Origin of the sequence: Acinetobacter sp. ANC 4648, assembly GCF_002135345.1 — a bacterium.
Lineage (GTDB): Bacteria > Pseudomonadota > Gammaproteobacteria > Pseudomonadales > Moraxellaceae > Acinetobacter.
This window is the reverse complement of the sequence record NZ_NEGI01000006.1, coordinates 132,669-153,777: the sequence shown is the minus strand read 5'-3', so window position 1 is coordinate 153,777 and position 21,109 is coordinate 132,669. Positions and strand designations below refer to the sequence as shown.

General features: G+C 38.6%; 20 protein-coding genes and 4 tRNA genes. 14 read left to right on the top strand and 10 right to left on the bottom strand.

Features of this window, described 5'->3' with window-relative positions; genetic code table 11:
- Positions 1 to 68 precede the first annotated feature (68 nt).
- The 8 genes from B9T27_RS11745 (at position 69) to tuf (ending at position 5,036) form a co-directional block, all read left to right on the top strand.
- Positions 69 to 803, top strand: coding sequence for an FHA domain-containing protein (locus B9T27_RS11745; protein ID WP_086207001.1), 735 nt, complete (start codon positions 69 to 71; stop codon positions 801 to 803).
- A gap of 87 nt (positions 804 to 890) precedes the next feature.
- Complete coding sequence (locus B9T27_RS11740; protein ID WP_086207000.1) at positions 891 to 1,556, top strand: HAD-IA family hydrolase; 666 nt, start codon at positions 891 to 893, stop codon at positions 1,554 to 1,556.
- A gap of 131 nt (positions 1,557 to 1,687) precedes the next feature.
- Positions 1,688 to 3,181 carry an anthranilate synthase component I gene (gene trpE, locus B9T27_RS11735; RefSeq protein ID WP_086206999.1) on the top strand — a complete coding sequence of 498 codons (1,494 nt, stop codon included), beginning with the start codon at positions 1,688 to 1,690 and terminating at the stop codon, positions 3,179 to 3,181.
- Between the two features lie 97 nt (positions 3,182 to 3,278).
- Positions 3,279 to 3,354 (top strand) — tRNA-Thr (locus B9T27_RS11730).
- A 56-nt stretch (positions 3,355 to 3,410) separates the two neighbouring features.
- A tRNA-Tyr gene (locus B9T27_RS11725) sits at positions 3,411 to 3,494 on the top strand.
- A 36-nt stretch (positions 3,495 to 3,530) separates the two neighbouring features.
- Positions 3,531 to 3,606, top strand: a tRNA-Gly gene (locus B9T27_RS11720).
- Positions 3,607 to 3,622: 16 nt separating this feature from the next.
- Positions 3,623 to 3,697: transfer RNA gene (locus tag B9T27_RS11715), tRNA-Thr, on the top strand.
- A 148-nt stretch (positions 3,698 to 3,845) separates the two neighbouring features.
- On the top strand, positions 3,846 to 5,036 hold the full coding sequence (gene tuf, locus B9T27_RS11710) for an elongation factor Tu (RefSeq protein WP_086206998.1): 1,191 nt from the start codon (positions 3,846 to 3,848) through the stop codon (positions 5,034 to 5,036).
- 159 nt (positions 5,037 to 5,195) lie between these two features.
- Here tuf and B9T27_RS11705 read toward each other — a convergent pair whose 3' ends face one another.
- Positions 5,196 to 6,212 (bottom strand): agmatine deiminase family protein, encoded by a 1,017-nt coding sequence (locus B9T27_RS11705; protein ID WP_143222580.1) that lies wholly within the window; start codon positions 6,210 to 6,212, stop codon positions 5,196 to 5,198.
- Positions 6,213 to 6,594: 382 nt separating this feature from the next.
- Here B9T27_RS11705 and B9T27_RS11700 point away from each other — a divergent pair, with 382 nt between their 5' ends.
- Together B9T27_RS11700 and rimI are read left to right on the top strand one after the other, a co-directional pair.
- A complete protein-coding gene (locus B9T27_RS11700) occupies positions 6,595 to 7,476 on the top strand; it encodes a metal-dependent hydrolase (protein ID WP_086206997.1) in 882 nt (293 codons plus the stop codon).
- Positions 7,477 to 7,694: 218 nt separating this feature from the next.
- Entirely contained in the window at positions 7,695 to 8,156 is a 462-nt protein-coding gene (gene rimI, locus B9T27_RS11695) for a ribosomal protein S18-alanine N-acetyltransferase (RefSeq protein ID WP_086206996.1), read from the top strand.
- Between the two features lie 79 nt (positions 8,157 to 8,235).
- On the opposite strand, the gene B9T27_RS11690 is transcribed toward rimI, so the two are convergent.
- The 3 genes from B9T27_RS11690 to trxB all read right to left on the bottom strand — a co-directional run bounded on the left by B9T27_RS11690 (position 8,236) and on the right by trxB (position 10,870).
- Positions 8,236 to 9,051, bottom strand: coding sequence for an arginyltransferase (locus B9T27_RS11690; protein WP_086206995.1), 816 nt, complete (start codon positions 9,049 to 9,051; stop codon positions 8,236 to 8,238).
- Between the two features lie 24 nt (positions 9,052 to 9,075).
- Positions 9,076 to 9,807 (bottom strand): leucyl/phenylalanyl-tRNA--protein transferase, encoded by a 732-nt coding sequence (gene aat, locus B9T27_RS11685; protein ID WP_086206994.1) that lies wholly within the window; start codon positions 9,805 to 9,807, stop codon positions 9,076 to 9,078.
- 106 nt (positions 9,808 to 9,913) lie between these two features.
- A complete protein-coding gene (gene trxB, locus B9T27_RS11680) occupies positions 9,914 to 10,870 on the bottom strand; it encodes a thioredoxin-disulfide reductase (RefSeq protein ID WP_086206993.1) in 957 nt (318 codons plus the stop codon).
- A gap of 270 nt (positions 10,871 to 11,140) precedes the next feature.
- Here trxB and B9T27_RS11675 point away from each other — a divergent pair, with 270 nt between their 5' ends.
- Together B9T27_RS11675 and rhtC are read left to right on the top strand one after the other, a co-directional pair.
- On the top strand, positions 11,141 to 14,233 hold the full coding sequence (locus B9T27_RS11675; protein ID WP_086206992.1) for a DNA translocase FtsK: 3,093 nt from the start codon (positions 11,141 to 11,143) through the stop codon (positions 14,231 to 14,233).
- Between the two features lie 124 nt (positions 14,234 to 14,357).
- Positions 14,358 to 14,978, top strand: coding sequence for a threonine export protein RhtC (rhtC, locus tag B9T27_RS11670; protein WP_086206991.1), 621 nt, complete (start codon positions 14,358 to 14,360; stop codon positions 14,976 to 14,978).
- A 58-nt stretch (positions 14,979 to 15,036) separates the two neighbouring features.
- Here the strand turns inward: rhtC and B9T27_RS11665 are convergent, their stop codons facing one another.
- The 6 genes from B9T27_RS11665 to B9T27_RS11640 form a co-directional block, all read right to left on the bottom strand.
- The gene (locus B9T27_RS11665; RefSeq protein WP_086206990.1) at positions 15,037 to 15,324 is read right to left on the bottom strand and encodes a PA4642 family protein; all 288 of its coding nucleotides are present in this window, start codon (positions 15,322 to 15,324) and stop codon (positions 15,037 to 15,039) included.
- 93 nt (positions 15,325 to 15,417) lie between these two features.
- On the bottom strand, positions 15,418 to 15,690 hold the full coding sequence (gene minE, locus B9T27_RS11660) for a cell division topological specificity factor MinE (protein WP_086204489.1): 273 nt from the start codon (positions 15,688 to 15,690) through the stop codon (positions 15,418 to 15,420).
- A gap of 2 nt (positions 15,691 to 15,692) precedes the next feature.
- Positions 15,693 to 16,505, bottom strand: coding sequence for a septum site-determining protein MinD (gene minD, locus B9T27_RS11655; RefSeq protein WP_086204488.1), 813 nt, complete (start codon positions 16,503 to 16,505; stop codon positions 15,693 to 15,695).
- A gap of 70 nt (positions 16,506 to 16,575) precedes the next feature.
- Positions 16,576 to 17,307, bottom strand: coding sequence for a septum site-determining protein MinC (gene minC / locus B9T27_RS11650; protein WP_086206989.1), 732 nt, complete (start codon positions 17,305 to 17,307; stop codon positions 16,576 to 16,578).
- Between the two features lie 124 nt (positions 17,308 to 17,431).
- The gene (locus B9T27_RS11645) at positions 17,432 to 18,481 is read right to left on the bottom strand and encodes a hypothetical protein (RefSeq protein ID WP_086206988.1); all 1,050 of its coding nucleotides are present in this window, start codon (positions 18,479 to 18,481) and stop codon (positions 17,432 to 17,434) included.
- Positions 18,482 to 18,504: 23 nt separating this feature from the next.
- Positions 18,505 to 19,431 carry an acyltransferase gene (locus B9T27_RS11640; protein ID WP_086206987.1) on the bottom strand — a complete coding sequence of 309 codons (927 nt, stop codon included), beginning with the start codon at positions 19,429 to 19,431 and terminating at the stop codon, positions 18,505 to 18,507.
- Positions 19,432 to 19,678: 247 nt separating this feature from the next.
- On the opposite strand from B9T27_RS11640, the gene B9T27_RS11635 reads away from it, so the two are divergent.
- Together B9T27_RS11635 and B9T27_RS11630 are read left to right on the top strand one after the other, a co-directional pair.
- Entirely contained in the window at positions 19,679 to 20,329 is a 651-nt protein-coding gene (locus tag B9T27_RS11635; RefSeq protein WP_086206986.1) for an OmpA family protein, read from the top strand.
- Between the two features lie 83 nt (positions 20,330 to 20,412).
- Positions 20,413 to 21,045 carry an OmpA family protein gene (locus B9T27_RS11630; RefSeq protein ID WP_086206985.1) on the top strand — a complete coding sequence of 211 codons (633 nt, stop codon included), beginning with the start codon at positions 20,413 to 20,415 and terminating at the stop codon, positions 21,043 to 21,045.
- Positions 21,046 to 21,109: the final 64 nt, after the last annotated feature.

The following is a 21,109-nucleotide window of genomic DNA, read 5'->3' as shown; positions in this document are numbered from 1 at the left end:
GTCATCGATGTATAAAAATACAAGGATGCCATGTTAAGATAAATTTGAATCAGAATGAGAAAATCGTCATGACTTGGAAATTACAATCCGTTACCGGTGAATTAATGGGGGAAACAATCAACATTGAGCGTGATATGTTGGTTGGTCGTCATCAGGATGCAGATGTCGTTTTACAATCTGCTGAAATTTCTCGTCGCCATGCTGCACTTTTATTAAAAGACAATGTACTTTGGGTTCAGGATTTGAATTCCTCAAATGGTACCTATGTGAATGATGTTCGTATTGCAAACGAAACTTTATTAAAAAATGAAGATACTGTGCAGTTTGCCAGTTTGAAGTTTTCAGTTATTCAGTCAGCTGAAACAGCCGCTGCGGTGGATGATGTTATTGAAAATACAGTGCACGTAGAATTTATTGAATCAGAAACCATTGAGCAACCAGCTGAGGCGATTGCAACGTCAGAATATGTGGCTGAACCCGCTGCTGAGCTGAAAATAGAAGAGTTCCCGCAGCATACACCTGCTGAAACCATGAATACTACAGGTATGCCTAGTTTGACTGAGCGGGCAGTAGAAACAGTGGTGACATCAGAAGGGATGCCTGAGCATGTGGCTATACCTAAGCCAGCACCCATTCCAGAAGGCGTGGATGTTAAAGCTAAACCACCAGTACCTATGGTGACTCCAGAAGTTGATCCTGTGGTGAATCCACAGCAACAAGAGCAAAAAAATGCTTCAGTTGGATTAATCGCGATTGTGACCTTGATTATTTTGGCGATCATTGCTTGGCTATTCTTTAAATAGGCCTGATTTATCCATACGATTGAGGCATGCTATCGCATGCCTTTGTTATTTGAATTGACTGATTTTAATATAATTTAGGAAACTATCATGAGTGTGGCAAAGTTAGCGCAAAGAGAACTGATTTTATTTGATTTGGATGGAACTTTAGTTGATTCAGCTTTTGATTTATATCGTGCGATGAATTTGAGTTTAGAGCGTTTAAATTTGCCTGTAGTGACCGAAGCACAAGTTCGCATTTGGATTGGTAAAGGAACCTCATTATTCTGTAGCAGCACCTTGCAGTATCTTAAAGGTGAAGTCGATCCCGTTTTACATCAACGATTATTGGAGACTTTTCTAGAAATTTACAATGCTGATCCTTGTGTAGACACTAAACCCTTTCATGGCATTCTTCCATTTTTAGATTGGGGCTTGGCAAATAATAAGATCTTAATTTGTGTGACTAATAAACCCGAGCAACCTGCACGAAAAATTCTTGAAGTATTAAAAATGGATCATTATTTTGTAGATGTGATTGGTGGAGATCGTTTTGAAGAACGCAAACCACATCCAAAGCCCTTACTTTATTGTGTAGAACAATATGAATCATCGTTTGATAAAACGTTAATGATTGGTGATTCAAGTAATGATGTTGAGGCTGCGCGTCGTGCGGAAGTTGATTGTGTTGTGGTGAGCTATGGCTATAATCATGGTGAAGATATTCAGTTGTGTCATCCACAGCAAATTGTCGATGATCTAACAGAATTACTTTAAGCAGCATTAAATTCGGAATAATTTGGTGAAAAGGAAGAGGGATGAAAAGTTATAACGTTTTTCGATGGCGTCACTAAGTCAATTTAAAGCATCACATTACTTAGTAAATTCGAAAACAGAGAGAATTCCTCATGACAAGTCAAACTCAATTTGAACAATTAAAATCAGTTGGCTATAACCTTATTCCAGTCTATCGCCAAAGACTGGCCGATACAGATACCCCTTTATCGGTATTCGCACGATTAAAACAACATAAACAAGCTTACTTATTTGAATCTGTCGAAGGTGGGGAGAGCTGGGCGCGTTATTCCATTATTGGTCTAGGTGAATCTACCGTTTTTTCCTGTAATGCAGGACAGCTGACTGTTCAATCGGTGAATGGGAAAATTGCTACGCAGCCATGTAGTGATCCGTTTCAATATATTCGCGACTATTTAAGTCAATTTAAAGTACCCACTTCTGATGATATTCCTGCATTGCCTAATTTTACTGGGGGGCTAGTGGGGTATTTTGGCTATGATGCTGTGCGTTATATTGAGCCACGCTTAAAAAATGTACCTACAGCCGACCCAGTTGGCTTGCCTGATATTTGGATGATGCTCTCTAAAACGGTTATTGTCTTTGATAATTTAAAAGATACGCTTTTTTTAATCGTACATGCGGAAACGAATAATGTTGATGCGTATCAGCAAGCCCAAGCCCAGTTAGATGTATTGGAAGAGTTGCTTGCGACTCCTATTAGTTTGAAAGCAAAAAAACATACTGCACCACATTTTGAATCTTTAACTGGTAAAGAGAAGTATTTAGCGTCAATTGAAACGGTGAAAGAGTACATTCGTGCCGGCGATGTGATGCAGGTCGTACCAGGTCATCGTATGGTGTCTGATTTTGATGGTGATCCATTACAAGTCTATCGTGCTTTGCGGCATTTAAACCCCTCGCCATATTTGTTCTTGGTGCAAGGGCAGACTTTAACTGATCAGAAGCCATTTTATGTGGTGGGTTCATCTCCTGAGATTTTATCGCGTTTAGAAAATGGTATTGCCACAGTACGTCCTTTGGCAGGTACACGACCGCGTGGAAAAACCAAAGAAGAAGACTTGGCTTTGGAAAAAGACTTACTTTCCGATGAAAAAGAGATTGCTGAGCATCTTATGCTGATCGATTTAGGCCGCAATGATGTTGGTCGTGTCTCTAAAATTGGTAAAGTGCAAGTTACTGATCAAATGGTGATCGAGCGTTATTCACATGTGATGCATATTGTTTCTAATGTTCAAGGTGAAGTTTTGGATGATGTAGATGCTTTGGATGTTTTTAAAGCAACTTTTCCAGCAGGAACGTTGTCAGGTGCACCCAAAATTCGTGCGATGGAAATTATTGATGAAGTTGAGCCGGTAAAACGCGGTATTTTTGGTGGGGCTGTTGGTTATTTAGGCTGGCATGGTGAAATGGACATGTCGATTGCGATTCGAACCTGTGTGATTCGTGAAAATAAAGTCTATGTTCAGGCTGGAGCGGGGCTAGTTGTAGACTCAAATCCTGAGTCTGAATGGAATGAAACCCAAATAAAAGCTCGCGCAGTGATCAAAGCGGTTGAATTATCATCAAATGGTTTGATTTTATGAGTTTTTAGCGTTTTTTTTGAAAAAAACACTTGCAAGGTTTCAAGATTTTGCTAAACTGCACACCGTTCCGATACGAAACGTACGAAACAAAAGAAACGCCGGCATAGCTCAGTTGGTAGAGCAACTGACTTGTAATCAGTAGGTCCACAGTTCGAATCCGTGTGCCGGCACCATCTTAAAGTTTTGTAGTGTAAGTAGTGAAGAGCAACACTGAAGTAAGTGTGAAAAAGGTGGGATTCCCGAGCGGTCAAAGGGAGCAGACTGTAACTCTGCCACGTAAGTTTCGAAGGTTCGAATCCTTCTCCCACCACCAATTAAATACTTCGAAAGTGATTAGTACCAACCTTAAGCGGGAGTAGCTCAGTTGGTAGAGCGGCAGCCTTCCAAGCTGCATGTCGCGAGTTCGACCCTCGTCTCCCGCTCCAATCGAATATTTATTTTGCTCTTATAGCTCAGCGGTAGAGCACTCCCTTGGTAAGGGAGAGGTCTCGAGTTCAAATCTCGATAAGAGCTCCAGATATACAGTTTAGTAGATTACTCTACACAGTTCCCCAAAAGCAGGCTTATTAGTCTGCTTTTTAAGTATTTAGGTGTCTAGTTTTTTAGGCGATTGTCGATACTGAGTTGTTTTGACCCGTGTTCGACGTAAACGAGGAAGATCATCATGGCTAAGGCTAAGTTTGAACGTAATAAGCCACACGTAAACGTGGGTACAATTGGTCACGTCGACCATGGTAAAACAACTTTAACAGCTGCGATTGCAACTGTATGTGCTAAACAATTCGGTGGCGAAGCGAAAGACTACGCTGCAATTGACTCTGCACCAGAAGAAAAAGCACGTGGTATTACAATTAATACTTCACACGTAGAGTATGACTCTCCAGCTCGTCACTACGCTCACGTAGACTGCCCAGGTCACGCCGATTATGTTAAAAACATGATCACTGGTGCTGCTCAGATGGATGGTGCAATCCTTGTATGTGCTGCGACTGATGGTCCTATGCCACAGACTCGTGAACACATCCTTCTTTCTCGTCAGGTTGGTGTACCTTTCATTCTTGTATTCCTTAACAAGTGTGACCTTGTTGATGATGAAGAATTACTTGAATTAGTAGAAATGGAAGTTCGTGAACTTCTTTCTACTTATGACTTCCCAGGTGATGACACTCCAATCATCCGTGGTTCAGCTTTAGCTGCACTTAACGGTGAAGAAGGTCAGTATGGCGTTCCTGCTGTTCTTGCTCTTGTTGAAGCGCTTGATACTTATATTCCACAACCAGAACGTGCAATCGATAAAGCATTCCTTATGCCAATCGAAGATGTATTCTCTATCTCTGGTCGTGGTACTGTAGTAACAGGTCGTGTTGAATCTGGTATCGTTAAAGTTGGCGAATCAGTTGAAATCGTTGGTATTAAAGATACAGTAGTTACTACTGTAACTGGCGTAGAAATGTTCCGTAAATTGCTTGACGAAGGTCGTGCTGGCGAGAACTGTGGTGTTTTACTACGTGGTACTAAACGTGAAGACGTTCAACGTGGTCAAGTACTTGCTAAACCAGGTACAATCAAACCGCATACTAAGTTTGATGCTGAAGTATATGTACTTTCGAAAGAAGAAGGTGGTCGTCATACTCCGTTCCTTAACGGTTACCGTCCACAGTTCTATTTCCGTACAACTGACGTAACTGGTGCTATCCAATTACAAGACGGCGTTGAAATGGTTATGCCAGGTGACAACGTTGAAATGTCAGTAGAACTAATTCACCCAATCGCAATGGACCCAGGTCTACGTTTTGCGATCCGTGAAGGTGGTCGTACAGTTGGTGCTGGTGTAGTTGCTAAAGTAACTGCATAATCATTGATTGTGTAAAAAAGCGCCCCTTTGGGGCGCTTTTTTATTTGAGGTTTTTTATTAATACACTCGGTTATACGTTATATCAATTTAATAAAATTTAAAAAAATATATATTTTCAAACAAATCATTTTTAGATCTGAATCAATAAAATTATTTTTCTTACCTTTTGAAATATTGTAAGAGAGTTTGTGCATTCTCACCACGTAATTGCCATGACATACAACGAACACCACCTCCCATATGACAAACATTATTGGACTGGATTGGAATGACTTCACGTTTAGTCAATGCGCGAATTTGTTGCAATGCAATACTATCTTCTTTGATACCGAATTGAGGAAAATAGATGCGTTGAGGGGTGACAAGCATATTGGTGTATAGTCCACAAGCAGAACCAAATTTTTGATCATAAATTTGGCTGCCATCATAAGGTGTGACGATTTCAATAATTTTTACGTCAGGAAGCCCACGTTTTAAATCTGCTTTTAATTTTTGAGAATATGTAGCATCTTCAGGATAGGAGTTAATAACTAAGGTGTTATCGCCAATAAAACTCACGACACCATCAGCATGTTCTAAACCCCCTTGTTCATCAGCATCAATAAACGCAATTTGTTTTAATCCAGTTAAGGCTTTTAATTTTTTTCTTGCAGAATCTTCTGATATTTTATTATCCGTTAAAAACTTAGTACTAACGACAACATGCCCTACACCGTCATCTACCCAATTTCCACCATCATTGAGTAAATTAGAGTAATGGAATTTTAGTCCCGCTCTTTGAGTGAGTTGTTTAAATTTTGATTGTACAGCATCGGAATTAACCTGTCCTTTTTTACCACCACCTTGCCCAGCAGCTGTATAGCGAAATAGGACAGGGGTGTTTGGGTTTGAACTGCTGAAATCACGTATCCAAATATCTTGCATTGGAGCAATCACAACATGATCTTTGCCAAGCACTTTTACATAGTCATTATATAAATATTGATCTGTTAAAATTAAAACTTGATCTCCATGCTGAATGATTTTTTTTGCATAACTTACATGAAAATCAAAAATTTGATCAACCATTTCGGCGTAGTAAGGATCATTGCTTTGGGGAGAGGCCAAAACAATAAGCTCAGCTTTTGTAGTTAAAGTTGTCATCATCATTAAGACCGCTATTATGATACGAAGCATATATTGATTGATCCTATATTAAGGATGAGTATGAAAAAATTTATTTTGAGTTGTTTGAAATATCGCAAAATACCACTTACATGACAAGCGCTGTTATATGTATCAATATTTATGAGTTGAATTTTAAAGATTCTATCTGTTATTAAATCATCTTAAAATTATGTACTGACATTCCACAAGCTATAACACTAAAAAAGATTAATTTTATTGCGTATAGAGATCATCGTTAAATTGTTAGACAAAAAGTGCTTAAAGCTGTCCTTAACTGATATTTGGTTGTCCTTAACGGCACTTATCGAAATTTAATAAAGTCGTAATATAAGAAGGAAGAAAAACAAATAAATGATTTAAGTGTGAAAACAACTTAATAGGAGTAATTGCAATGAATGCTAAAGTGAATATTTCCAATCGTGCTGGTGCAAGCTTTCCAGTACGTCGCATGAACTTTGATTTTGATTCAGTACCCGAGTATTGGATGAATGGTTCAGCGGGTTTAACCCATTTTATGACAGCGTTGTCTGCATTATTTCCTGATGGTGAGCAACTTTTCATCGATTCAGTTCGTGCTGTGCGATATCATCCCGCAATTAAAGAAAATGAAGCACTACAAAAAGAAATTAGCGCATTTATTGGACAGGAAGCGATGCATACGCATGAGCATGTTGGCTTTAATGCGGCAGCACAAAAATATGGTCATGATGTTGCAAAATTAGAAAGACAAACAGGTGTAGTTATTCAAACCGCACGTAAAGTTTTTGCAAAAGTGGTTAAACCATTTGGTATGACTCAAGAAATGGTGGATTTAACCGCAACGACTGCTTTAGAGCATTTTACGGCAACGATTGCTTCTCAGTTATTAACCAATCAGCATATACAGAAATTGATGACAGACCCAACAATGTCAACGATGTGGTATTGGCATGCGATTGAGGAAAATGAACACAAAGCAGTGGCGTATGATGTTTATGAAGCAGTATTTGGTAAGGGAATTAAAGCCTATGCACTGCGTAACACAGCATTAGTTTTTGCAATGGTGCTCATTTTCTTGGCTCAATCTTCTTTTGTATTGCGCCTTTTAAAAGATGATGGAAAATTAAATTTTAAAGAGTTGGCTATGATTTATAGCTACGCGTATAGCCCATCTAAAGGAATTATTGCTGGGATGGGTAAGGAAATGCTGGCTTATTTTAAACCAGGTTTCCATCCAAACGATTTGGATACAGTCAGTTTACTAGAAACTTGGAAAGCTAAATTAGGTTTGTAATGAGGTTAAAGTACTCATTTATTGGGCAATGAAAATTGCCCTTTTTTGTCGATCAATTTTATGCAAATTATCTAGAATGCTGAATTTTTTTAGCTACTTGGAAAATAGAATGAGTCATTTAAAATTTACACGCTGAAGATGAAAAACAATCAGTTTTATTATACTATTTTTATAGAAGTTCTTATAATTCAAACTTTATTTTGAAATGATGAACCAAGATGATTCGTTTAATGCAAAAAGCTGATCTGAGTACAGTTGCACAAATTGAAAATTTGGTTCAAAGCCATCCTTGGACAATCAAGCAGTTTGAAGAGTCTATTGATTCATATCAGAGTACGGTGATTGAACAGCAGGGTGAAGTGGTTGGTTTTTGTATTTTACAACCAGTATTAGATGAAGCAAATTTATTATTAATGGCTATTCATCCCAGTCAGCAGGGTAAAGGGTTGGGCTTTCAATTATTAGATGAATCAATGACATTATTGAAAAATAATCCGATCCAAATTTTTTTAGAAGTGAGAGAGAGTAATCTTTCTGCGATTGCATTGTATGAAAAATCTGGATTTCATCAAATTGATTTACGTCCAAATTACTATCCAACTTCAGCAGGTCAGCGAGAACATGCAATTATTATGGTGAAGTCGTATAGTGATGATTTTTCTCAGCTTTTTAAATCTTAAGTATCATTGAAATATCAATTGCTTAAGTTTTTTGATTAACGAAAAAATTAAGCAATTGATAGGATGGGTAGAGTAAAGGTTATTTGATAAACAGTTCATTCCATTCAGACGATAGAGTAGTCATCAGCATATCTCCCAATTGTTTAATTTCTTTAGGGTTTAGGGTGCGATTTAAACGGCGCCATTGACCATCCAGCAGCAGTTCAAGTGGTGCATACTGAGATTTATAATTCATTTTATTGGAGTGTGGGACTAAATAGCCTAGGTAAACATACTCTTGTTGAATGGATTGAATATATTCAATTTGCTTTAGAATCGCAAAAACACCAAGTGAGCGACGACTTTCATCTGGATCAAAGAATGTATACACAGCGGATATGCCATCATCCAACATGTCACAAGTTGAAACGCTAATGAGTTTATCTTCTTTCCAAAGTTCTAAAAAAAAGCTTTCAGAACAACTATGGAGTAAGAATTTTTCAAATTGATCATGGCTCGGTGGAAACATATCACCATCGGCATGCCGTTCAATGATATATCTTTCATACAAATTATAATGAACAGCGCTGGCCTGTTTAGTTGAAGTGATTTTCATACTCAAATCTTGATTACGTTTCCAAGCTTTTTTCTGAATACTGTTCATTTGGAAGGTAGCGACTGGAACACGGCAAGATAGGCATTGACGGCATAAGTGACATTCGGGGCGATAGACAAAATCACCACTGCGCCTAAAGCCCATTCGCGAAAGTTCAGATAAGGTTACGACATCAATGCGATGAACTGGATCAAGAAAGACCATTCGTGCTGATTTATTTTCTAAATAACTGCAATCATGCGGTGGCGTAATGTAGTACTGTAAGTCGTTTAATAGGGACTTCGGATGATAAGAGTTCATAACGGTGTGTCCCTCCTTTTGTTGTCATTCCATTAATCGCGCATTTAACGCTATTGTTTTACTTGAAAATACACCTTCTTGATATTTTTTCCAATCTATAGCAGGGTGTTTAATTACATCTTGTAACGATTTAAGGTACGCTTGGCGAGAAAGTGTACAAGCGCCAAGGCTAAGCAGGTGATCATTGACCAATTGACAGTCAATCCAAGGGAGATTGTTTTCTTGGCCAATCAGCATAAGCGTATAAAATGCCATTTTAGAGACATCTGTTTCGGTACTAAACATCGACTCACCAAAACAGCCTTGTCCAATGGTGACACCATATAAGCCACCAATAATTTTATTCTGATTCCAGACTTCGATGCTATAGGCATAACCTGCATCAAAAAGTTGGCAATATCCCTCGATAATTTCTTCAGAAATCCATGTGTCATCGGCGTAACTACGTGGTAATGCACATGCGCGAATCACGTGGTCAAAAGCATGATTAATTGTGATTTTATAATTCATCTTTTTCATATTACGTACCAGAGATTTACTGGGCTGATAATTAGCTGGCCGAATAATACATCGTGGTTCAGGACACCACCAACAAATCGGTTCACCTTCGGAAAACCATGGAAACAATCCATGGCTATAGGCTTCAAAAAGAGTAGACGGTGAAAGGTCTGCACCTATGCAAATTAGTCCCTGTTCATCAGGATCAGCTTCAATTGGATTCGGAAAAACGTATTGAGAAGGTGCTAATGTATGCATGGAGATCAGCCTAAAGCTAAAAAGTTGCTATAAAATATTCAAAAATGGTGTTTTATTATCTATAAAAAAACCGTCCAAATTTGGACGGTTTTAAGTTTAGCTGAAATTACTCACCTAAAGCATCTAAATATTTTTCAGCATCTAATGCTGCCATACAACCTGAACCAGCCGAAGTAATGGCTTGACGATAAATACTGTCGGCAATATCACCCGCTGCAAATACGCCAGCAACAGATGTAGCTGTTGCATTACCAGTAGTACCACTTTGGACTTGGATGTAACCATCACGTAACGTCAGCTGACCGTCAAACATCTCACTGTTCGGTTTATGACCAATAGCAACAAATAAACCTGATACGGCTACAGTTTGAGTGCTGTTATCTAAAGTTGATTTTAGACGTATGCCGGTTACACCTGAAGCACTATCTCCCAAGACTTCATCGACTTGGTGATTCCAGATAATGCTAATTTTGCCTTCTTTTTCTTTTTCGAATAAATGATTTTGCAGAATTTTTTCTGAGCGTAAAAAATCACGACGATGTACTAAGGTAACATGTGAAGCTATATTAGAAAGATAAAGTGCTTCTTCCACAGCAGTATTACCACCACCGACAACCATCACTTTTTGGTTTTTATAGAAGAAACCATCACATGTTGCACAAGCGCTCACACCTTGACCCATATAGGCTTGTTCAGACTCAAGCCCTAAATATTGTGCAGTCGCACCTGTCGCAATGATTAAAGCATCACAGGTATATTCATCCATATCACCTTTTAAAACGAATGGACGGACATTTAAATCGACTTCATTAATATGATCATACAGAATTTCTGTACCAAAACGCTCTGCATGTGCTTGCATACGTTCCATTAATGCTGGGCCCGTTAGGCCTTCAGGGTCGCCAGGCCAATTGTCTACTTCAGTTGTTGTGGTTAATTGACCACCCAGTTGCAAGCCAGCAATCAATGTTGGTTTTAGATTTGCACGTGCTGCATAGACTGCTGCGCTATATCCTGCAGGACCTGAACCTAAAATGATTAACCTTGAGTGACGAGCGCTCATTTAGACATCCTTTTGATATAAAAAATATAGAATCTGTTAAAATTATACGTGAAACTTGGGCGCAGTTGTGTGAGTTAGATGTGGATAATATTGATCATCTAAATCGAATTGAGCTATATAGGGTTTATGTATAATGAAGTTAACAACATACATAAACTATCGTGCATCTTTTTTTAAAGAACAGGTGCATAATATAAGCATTTCTGATGTGAAGCTAGTAACTCACATCTACACAAGAATATTAATGAAAAATTGGTTACAGGACAGTATATGACTGCGGTGTCGAGTGTTTATGCACAGCGTTTATTATTAACATTATTCTTGATTTCATTTGGGATCTATCTGTTTTTAGCGACAGTAACTTATACCCCATTTGATCCAGGCTGGATGCATATATCAAGCGATACTCAACAAGTGTCGAATGCAAGCGGAGTTGCAGGTGCTTGGATTGCAGATTTACTGTTTGGTTTTTTAGGATGGGCCAGTTTACTCATTCCAATTTTATTATTTGCTGAAGCTGTGCATGTCTGGTGGCCAAGAAGTTTTTTAAGTCGTCCATTCCGCTATGCTGCGCAATTTTTTATCTTATTGACGACCGCAAGTTTGTTGTATCTACTGTGGAATGTTCCAGCGGATACCTTAGATAATGCTTCGGGTGGTATCATTGGTTATGAGTTGGGGCAAAGTCTGTCACAACTGATTAGCATTTATGGTGCAGTAATTTTTCTGGCTTTATTCTTATTACTTTTAATCACTTTGGTATTTGGTATTCAGTGGAATAAAACATGGGCGACTTTAAAAGCGACCCCTGCATATCTACAAGATTTATTTTATAAAAATGTGCCTGAAAGTGAGTCGGCTTATGACTTAACCACATCACCTAAGCATTCGAAAACCAGTACCCCAATTGAAGTAGAACCAACAGTAGCAGGGGATGATATAACTCCTATTACTGAAGTGACTGCTTTAAAACCATCTAAACAGCATTTGGCGGCAGAACGTTTATTTGCAGATCTTGTTGCGGATAAAGAACAGCAAAAAAGTACTGTTCAAAGTGAATTAACCGCTATTGATGAAATAGAATTTGAAAAGACTTTAGAAAAAGCACACCGTTTAGAACAAGAAAGTCAGCGCGCTGTACCTACGGGTGAAGTATGGAAAGCATTACATCAAGAAAGTGATCATAAGCGAGATATTGATGCATTACTTCGTGCGGCAGACGACGATTTAGTCACTGCTAAATCGCAACATCATTTAGATACTTTATCATCGAAGATTCATACACCGCAAAATACTACGGTTCCTCCGCAAAGATCACATGATGAAAATCATATTGATTGGGATGATGATGAGGTCTTTGATGAGTTATTAGCGGTTGTTCCAGAGGGTAAGATTGCGACTGATGTACATAGTCCATATCAGCCTATCAGTGAGACAACTACTCAGGCTATGACTCATGCTTCAGCAGTAGCTGCAGTTACATCAATTCAGCCAATCAGTCCAAATGTTGTTGCTCCAATTATACCTAAAATACAGAATTTAGCGGATGAGTTGGATGATCTAGCCTTATTGGTTGAGGATGAAGAAGCACAAGTTATTACACCTGTGCTTACCACTAGTAGTTATGCCCAATCTACGCCATTTATAAAAGCTGAAATTCAAACTCATTTACAGCCATCGCCCATTGTTTCGGCAGAAGAAAAGCAGCGTATTTCTGTAGATAAAGATGCCTTTAGAGAAGCTTGGCAAGAGACAGCAGGGAAGTCCGAAGCGCTGGAAACTACGCTTGTAGTAGATGACTTTGATTTTGATGCGCCCTTGACTGATGCATCGGGTCGACCAATGTCACGTGCTATGCAAGTGGCTGAGAAAAGACGCGACCTGCCAACTTTACCGGGTTTAGAAATACTCGATAAAGTTGATCCGAACAAAAAAATTAATTTTACTGAAGAACAATTGGCACGGCTTTCGGAGTTGCTTGAAATTAAGCTACAAGAATTCAATGTCAAAGCCAAAGTAATTGAAGCTCAACCTGGTCCCGTAGTGACTCGTTTTGAGTTGGATTTAGCACCTGGGGTAAAAGCTTCTAAAGTTACAAATATTTCGCGTGACTTGGCGAGATCAATGTCAATGGCATCGGTTCGTGTAGTCGAAGTAATCCCAGGGAAGCCTTACATCGGCATTGAAGTTCCGAATAGTAGCCGTGAAATGGTACGTTTGATTGAGTTGCTTGAAACGCCAACTTATAGAGACCCGAGTGGTCTGATTACCATGGCGATGGGTAAGGATATTTCAGGTAATCCAGTGCTCACAGATTTAGCCAAAGCCCCCCATATGTTAGTGGCAGGAACCACCGGTTCGGGTAAATCTGTTGCGGTAAATGCGATGATTTTGTCGATGTTGTTGAAATATACACCGGCTGATTTACGTTTGATTTTAATCGATCCAAAACAGCTGGAACTTGCCAACTATAATGATATTCCACATTTACTTACACCTGTTGTGACCGATATGAAAGATGCTGTGAATGCATTGAATTGGTGTGTGAATGAAATGGAACGCCGTTATAAACTGATGTCTTATCTGAAAATTCGTAAATTGTCAGATTATAACCGTAAGGTAGATGAAGCCATTGCCAATGGTGAGGATCTGATTGATCCAACGTGGAAGCCAAGTGATTCAGCTACACGTGAGCGAGCGCCACGTTTAGAGCCATTACCATCGATTGTGATTGTTGCTGATGAATTTGCTGACATGATTATGCAAGTAGGCAAAAAAGCAGAAGAGATGATTACCCGTTTAGCACAAAAATCTCGTGCTGCGGGGATTCATTTGTTGCTAGCAACGCAACGACCATCTGTGGATGTCATTACTGGTTTAATTAAAGCCAATATTCCAACCCGTGTTGCGCTGCGCGTCAATAGTAAAATTGACTCACGTACAATCCTGGATGCAGGTGGTGCCGAGGATTTACTTGGGCATGGTGACATGTTGTTTTTAGGGCCAGGAAAAATTGAGCCGGAACGTGTCCATGGTGCATTTATTTCAGATGATGAAGTCAATCGGATTTGTGATGCATGGCGTGAAAGAGGACATCCTAACTATGTGGATGAAATATTAACGCCTTATGATGAAGAACCAACGTCACGTGGTTTTGAAGAGGGTGAAAGCGATCCAAGCCGTGATGCTTTATATGACCAATGTATTTCCTTCGTTTTAGAAACGCGTAAAGTTTCTGTTTCATCGTTACAGCGAAAATTTAGCTTAGGTTATAACCGAGCTGCACGTATTGTCGATCAAATGGAAGAGAATGGAGTTGTAAGCTCGATGGGAGCAAATGGTAAACGCGAGATTTTAGTTTAATACTTTTAGATTTAAAAGCCTCTTTCAAAGAGGCTTTTTTATACTTTTCTTTATTACACTTTATCTTGATGATAGTGTAAATTTCACATTAATATAGAGCTTACTATCACAAAGGTATTCACAAATGTTAATCGCATTATGTACTTTGGTGTTTATCCACTTTTGTGCGTTGATCACACCCGGGCCAGACTTTTTCTTGGTCTCTCAAACAGCAATTAGCCGTTCACGTAAACAATCCATGTTTGTGGTTATGGGAATTACTGCTGGAGTAATGTTTTGGGCTTTTTTAGCACTAATGGGATTAAATATTATTTTTGAAAAGATGGCCTGGTTGAAACATGTGATGTTAGTTATTGGGGGGCTTTATTTATGTTGGTTAGGCTTTCAATTATTGAAATCTGCTTTTAGTCAAAAAGTAGTGACTGAAGAACATACGTTTGAATTACCACAGAGTAATTTACGTTTCTTTCTAAAAGGGTTTTTGACTAATTTATCTAATCCGAAAGCTGTGATTTATTTTGGTAGTGTCTTTTCATTATTTTTAGCAAATCCAGATTTAGATGGCGTACATTCTTTACTGTTTCTTATTGTTTCTGTAGAGACGGTGATTTGGTTTGGTTTTGTCGCATTTGTTTTTTCATTACCTCGTTTTAAAGCCGCTTATCAAAATTCTGCACGATGGATTGATGGGATTTCAGGTGGTATTTTTAGTATATTTGGTGCTTATTTAATTGGTAGTAAATAAAATATCATAAAAAAACCTGCCAAAATGGCAGGTTTTTTTATTGCTTAATGAAAATCAATTAAGCAAATTTAGCTAAAACTTCTAAAAAATCGTCACGTTGTCGTGGGAACTCTGAGATTACATCATGAATACGTTGACCTTCATGATTGGTTGCATTGACATCGCGACCATCCGCTACAAATTGAGTTAATAAGCGGTCATAGTCCTTTGGACGCATATGTTTGAAGGCATGATAGAGCACATGAAAATCTGCATTACTGCCTTCAGGAGGAAGTTGGGTTAAATAGGCAAAAACACGCTCGTCTGACCATTCTTCATTGAAAGTTGCTGGCTGTGAAAGTGCCATAACAGCATCTCCTCAAATTTTGATTGTAAAAAAGGCAAAATAACTCACGCTATTTTGCCCTGAATCTAGTGACTTGACTAATCAGAAATGAAATTAATGTTCTTCAGGTAAATTGATATTCATCTCAAGCATTTCAATATTCGCTTCAGAACGCACAGACATTTGAATATGTTGTTCATCGACACCACGAACATAGCGATTCACGACTTGCATGATCTCTTTTTTCATTTGGTCAATTTTGTCTTGGCTTAAGCGTTTGCCTAGACCTTGTTCAGATGCAACAATGACTTTTAAACGGTCTTTCGCAGTTTGAGCGCTCGATGGTTTATCATCATTGCTAAAAAGTTTACTCCAGAATCCGGCCATTATTACGCTCCAAATAGTCGTGCTAACCAACCTTTAGGTTTCACCGTGATGTGGCGATACAGGCGATCTTCACCAAGGAAGCGAGCAACAAGGTCATCATAAGCCTGACCAGCGCTGGTTTCGTCATAAAGAATGACAGGTTTACCTTCGTTAGACGCTTGTAAAACGCTAGGACATTCAGGAATTACACCTAAAGTGGGTACACGTAAAATATCTTTAGAAATATCGTCAATCGTTAACATTTCTTGCTTATCTGCACGTTCTGGGTTGAAGCGTGTGATACATAAATGCTTGCGAATACGACCTTCGTTGTTTTTTACTTTCTTGGTTTTGCTATCTAGCATCCCAATAATACGATCAGAGTCACGCACTGAAGAAATTTCAGGATTGGTTACAATAATCGCTTCATCTGCATGATACATGGCTAAAATTGCACCACGTTCAATTCCCGCAGGTGAGTCACAAATGATATAGTCGAACTCTTGTGCAAGTTCATCCATGATACGAGCGACACCGTCATCAGTCAGTGCATCTTTATCACGGGTTTGTGATGCAGGTAGAATATACAAGTTTTCTATGTCTTTATCACGAATTAGTGCTTGTTGTAAGCGCGCTTCATTATTTAAAACATTGACAAAATCATAAACAACGCGACGTTCACACCCCATAATAAGGTCAAGGTTACGTAAACCTACATCAAAATCAATAACGACGGTTTTATGACCACGAAGGGCTAAACCTGTAGCAAAAGATGCACTAGTCGTAGTTTTGCCTACGCCACCTTTGCCTGATGTAACGACAACAATTTTGGCCACCGAATCCACTCCTGTTATGGTCAGTTCTTCCCTTTATCGAGGGAAGTTTATTATGGTGTTTATTTATACCTTAAAATTGCAAGGCTTCAAATACAAGTTCTTGTTGATCATTCAAGTAAATATGAGCAGCTTTTTTGACAACATCCTGAGGGATGTCATCTGCTACACAGTAAGTCCCCGCAATAGAAATTAATTCAGCTTCTAATGAATGACAAAAAATTCTTGCAGCTGTATTTCCGCCTGCACCTGCGATTACTCTACCACGAACACTTCCGTAGATATGTATATTTCCTGATGCAATGACTTCTGAACCACTGTTAATGCCAGCACTGAGAATAATATCCCCGTGGTCTTGGACTAAACTCTGCCCAGTTCTTAAAATTTCATCATGATAAGAGGTGATATGGCTGACTTTAACGGGTTTTGGAGTAGCTTGCACAGGAGTGACTTGATCTGTGACTTGTTGTTCAGTCTCAATCGGTGTTTCAACGACTTGTTCTTTACTTGCTTTAATACGTTGTAATGGTCGGTCGGCAGCCAGTACCGGAAATTGAATCGAGCGTGCTTGATCTCCAAGCAAGCCATCAATGACTGCCATGGGCTGTAAATCCAAGCTCACCAAAAGTTGAATAAGCGCAATAAGCTCTTGTTCAACCGTTGTATCAATAATCACTAAAGCCCCTTGGTAAGAGGTTTCAGCCATCATATCGTTCAGTTGCTGGCGGATAGCATTTTGATCATTTGTATCAAAGGTTAATCGGGTAAAATTAACCATTCTGCCTGTAATCCGAATATCAGCCATAATTATTCCTTAAAAGGCTTGTGACCTATTTATGCGTGTCAAAGTCAAACTGTAAATTAGCGCAAATGCTAGACCAAATTGATTGATTTCACTAGCAAAGATACAAATAATTTTAATAAATTGCTTATTCTTTCACTTGATCATTTTTGTCTAATACCAGTTGCCACTGTTTGATTTTGACTTGTTTACGCAAGGATTCTAAACTTTCATACACAGCAGATTCAACCAACTCTTCAAGTGTTTGATTTTCTATATTTAAATTACTAACTTTTTCAGAAATCAAGTGATAGATTGCATTCGGTTGTTGAATACTACCCTGAGTCAGCGGCTCAATTAACCCCATGGTAATATTTTCCCCTAGGCGTTGCCCAATACTTTGAATTTGATTTTCGATCATACTGCCAGCAATGGGAATTAATCTGAGAAGTTGCGTCAATTGCGGAGTATCTTCAATCGCTTGTTTTACAATTTCTCCAACATTATCTGCAATATAACGTTGCTGTACTTTTAATTCAGTTGCGAGTGATTCTTGTAAAATTTCCGCAACTGCTTTGGCAAATAAATCTCGATGATGATCGACCAAGTTATGGATAATTTTTTTATGGCTTGAGCTGGTATTGAGTTCATGGCGAATACCATCAATCACGGTAATTACAACACGGTCTGAAAGCTCTTCCATCACCACACTATAATAAAATAAGATTTTATTCTTAATATTTTCTGGTATCACTTGATAACCGAGTTCATGCAGCCGATAACCGATGATTGCGGCACGAATGAGTCGCAGGAAGCGTAGATAGGGGATAATTGCGAGAACTTCGTACCAATGAATAAAAGGGAAAAAGAACCAACGCCGATGATGTTTATGAATGATTGAAATGAACCATCGAATAAGTAATTCAACTACTAAAAAAGTAATGAACCAACTTTCAGTTTTAACCACCCAAGGGTGTAAGTTGATTTTATAGTAGGTTAATACTGAGGTTAAATGGATTTGGTCAAAAAACCAAGCAGCAAAGTTACTAATTAAAAAAGCATTAGCACATAAACAGACCAAGTTGACGACAATGATCAACATCATAAAAATGTCGTAAACTAAAAAAAGTTTCCATGCCGCAGTGTCATGTCGTGTTGCACGGTAGCCTCTTTTATGGGGTGTTGCTGGGTCTGTCATATCAATCCTTAGTTTAACTTTATTTATGCTGCTGTAACTTGATATTGTTTTTTCATTGCTGTAATCAATTGATCTTTTTCAGTCCAGAGTTCATCTACCCAGTGTTGGAAACGTTCGCGGTATTCTGCATCCTCCTCGTAGTTTCCACCATATACCCATTCTGGAATCTGAATTTTACGTAAATTTACCGCAATACGAGAGACTTCACCTAGCCAAAAATCAGCATAACCTGGTGCACCATCAGGATAAACAATGGTCATATCAACCAGTGCATCAATTTGATCACCTAAAATATTGAGGGCTAAAGCAAGTCCTCCAGCTTTAGGCTTGAGTAAATTCGTGTATGGGGAGTTTTGTTGTGCATGTTTTTCAGGGCTAAAACGCGTACCTTCCAAGTAATTTAATAACGTAAAGGGTTGGCTGAGTAATTGTTCACAGGCTTTGCGAGCCTCATCCATATCTTTAGATTTAAGTTCAGGATTTTTTTCGATTTGTGCTTTTGTATGTCGTTTCATCATTGGGAAGCCGAGGATTTTAAAGGCTTGGCCGACAAAGGGAATAAAAATAAGTTCCCATTTGGTAAAAAAGCGCGTCAATGGCATGCGGGTTAATCCGACATATTGATTCACCGTAGTGTCGACCCAACTTTGATGGTTACAGGTCATCAAATAGCGACCTTGCATATTTAAATCTAAATCGTCATCAATGCTAATTTCCCAATTTAAATGCGGTAAGAGATGATCAATCAGCCAATTATTAATGCCTAACCAACTGTTTGTAATATTGATGTTGGTTGCATCAATTTGAGGTGACTGTTTAATCAGCTTGGTTAGGCCTAAGGCTAAAACAGGCGGGCCGTGAAAAAATGTACTTCCTGTAATCACTGTTCCAACGGTGAGGCCTTTTGTTATTTTTTTTAAAATAGGTTGTTTCTGTTGTTGATATGACATAAAACTGTCCTAATAATGACATCATGAAAATGTATTTTGATTTAAATATAATCGGAGTTACATGATTTAAAAAGCATCAAATGCAAACTGTGTACAAATTATGATGAATGAACATTACCTACTTAAACTAATTATTACAAAATGTAACTAAAACAAAGCTTGTTAACAAAATATCTATAGTTGCATTTGATTTTTTCAATCAATATTACATTATACGAAACAAATAAACATAAACTGGAGAAGCGCGATGCGTGCACTAGCAATTTCAGCTGTAGTTGGGGCTTTAGTATTATCAGGTTGCCAAACTACAGGTAATAATATTGGCGGTGTTGAATATGATAAAGCTGCTTTAGGTGGTTTAATTGGCGCAGCTGCTGGTTATGGTCTTTCTAAAGGTAATGCAAATTCATCTGCACAAAATAATCGTGCCTTGGCTATTGGCGCGCTTGTAGGTGCTGGTGCTGGTGCATATTTAGATAATAAAGAGAAAAAATTACGCCAACAAATGGCGGGAACTGGTGTTGAAGTAAACCGTAATCCAGATGGTTCTGTTGGTTTGATCATGCCAGGTAATATTACATTTGATACCAATCAATCGAACATTAAATCTAACTTTTATTCAACTTTAAATAAAGTGGCTCAAACGCTCACTGAAGACAATAAAAGTGCTATTTTAGTTACAGGTTATACTGATAGTACAGGGAATGATTCAATCAATATTCCATTGTCTCAAGCACGTGCACAGTCAGTTGCAAATTATTTAACGAGTCAAGGTGTACCAAGATCTCGTATTAACGCTCAAGGTCATGGTTCAGCTAACCCAATTGCATCGAATGCTACTCCAGCTGGTCGTGAGCAAAACCGCCGTGTTGAAATTAGTATTTATGCCGCAAACTAATTTAAAACCTATATAATCCTAATCGAATCATAGATATCTATGATTCGATTTTTTTTATATTTAATGAATGGATCTGATTTTTAATGCGCGCACTTGTAATTTCTACTGTAATTGGAGCTTTGGCACTTTCTGGTTGTCAAAATATGGAATTTGACAAAGCAGCAATTGGTACAGGTTTAGGCGCTCTTATTGGTGCTGGTATTGCATATTCTAATGCAGACAAAGATAAAATGGGTCAAGCAGCGGCGATTGGTGCAGTTGTTGGTGGTGGTGCTGGTTTATTGCTTGATCAAAAAGAAAAACGCTTACGTCAAGAATTGGCAGGAACGGGTGTTGATGTCAACCGTAATCCAGATGGCTCAATTAATATGGTGATGCCAAGTGTTACTTTTGCAAGTAGTTCTGCAACAATCCAACCAAAATTTCAAGCGGCATTGAATAATGTTGCGCGTGTATTGGCTGAAGGCGGGACAGCGAGCAAATTAGCACTTGTGATTCATGGTCATACAGATAACACGGGATCAGATGCGATTAATAATCCTTTATCACAAAACCGTGCGCAATCTGTATTGAACTATTTGTCGAGTCAAGGTATTGCAGCGAATCGTATGACTGCACGTGGTTATGGTTCTAGCTCACCAATCGCAGACAATTCTACACCAGCGGGTCGTGAACAGAACCGCCGTGTAGAAATTACAGTGTATGAAACTAAATAATTTGAATTAGCTTTATTGGTTTTTAAAACCACCTTCGGGTGGTTTTTTATGGCGTGCGATTGGT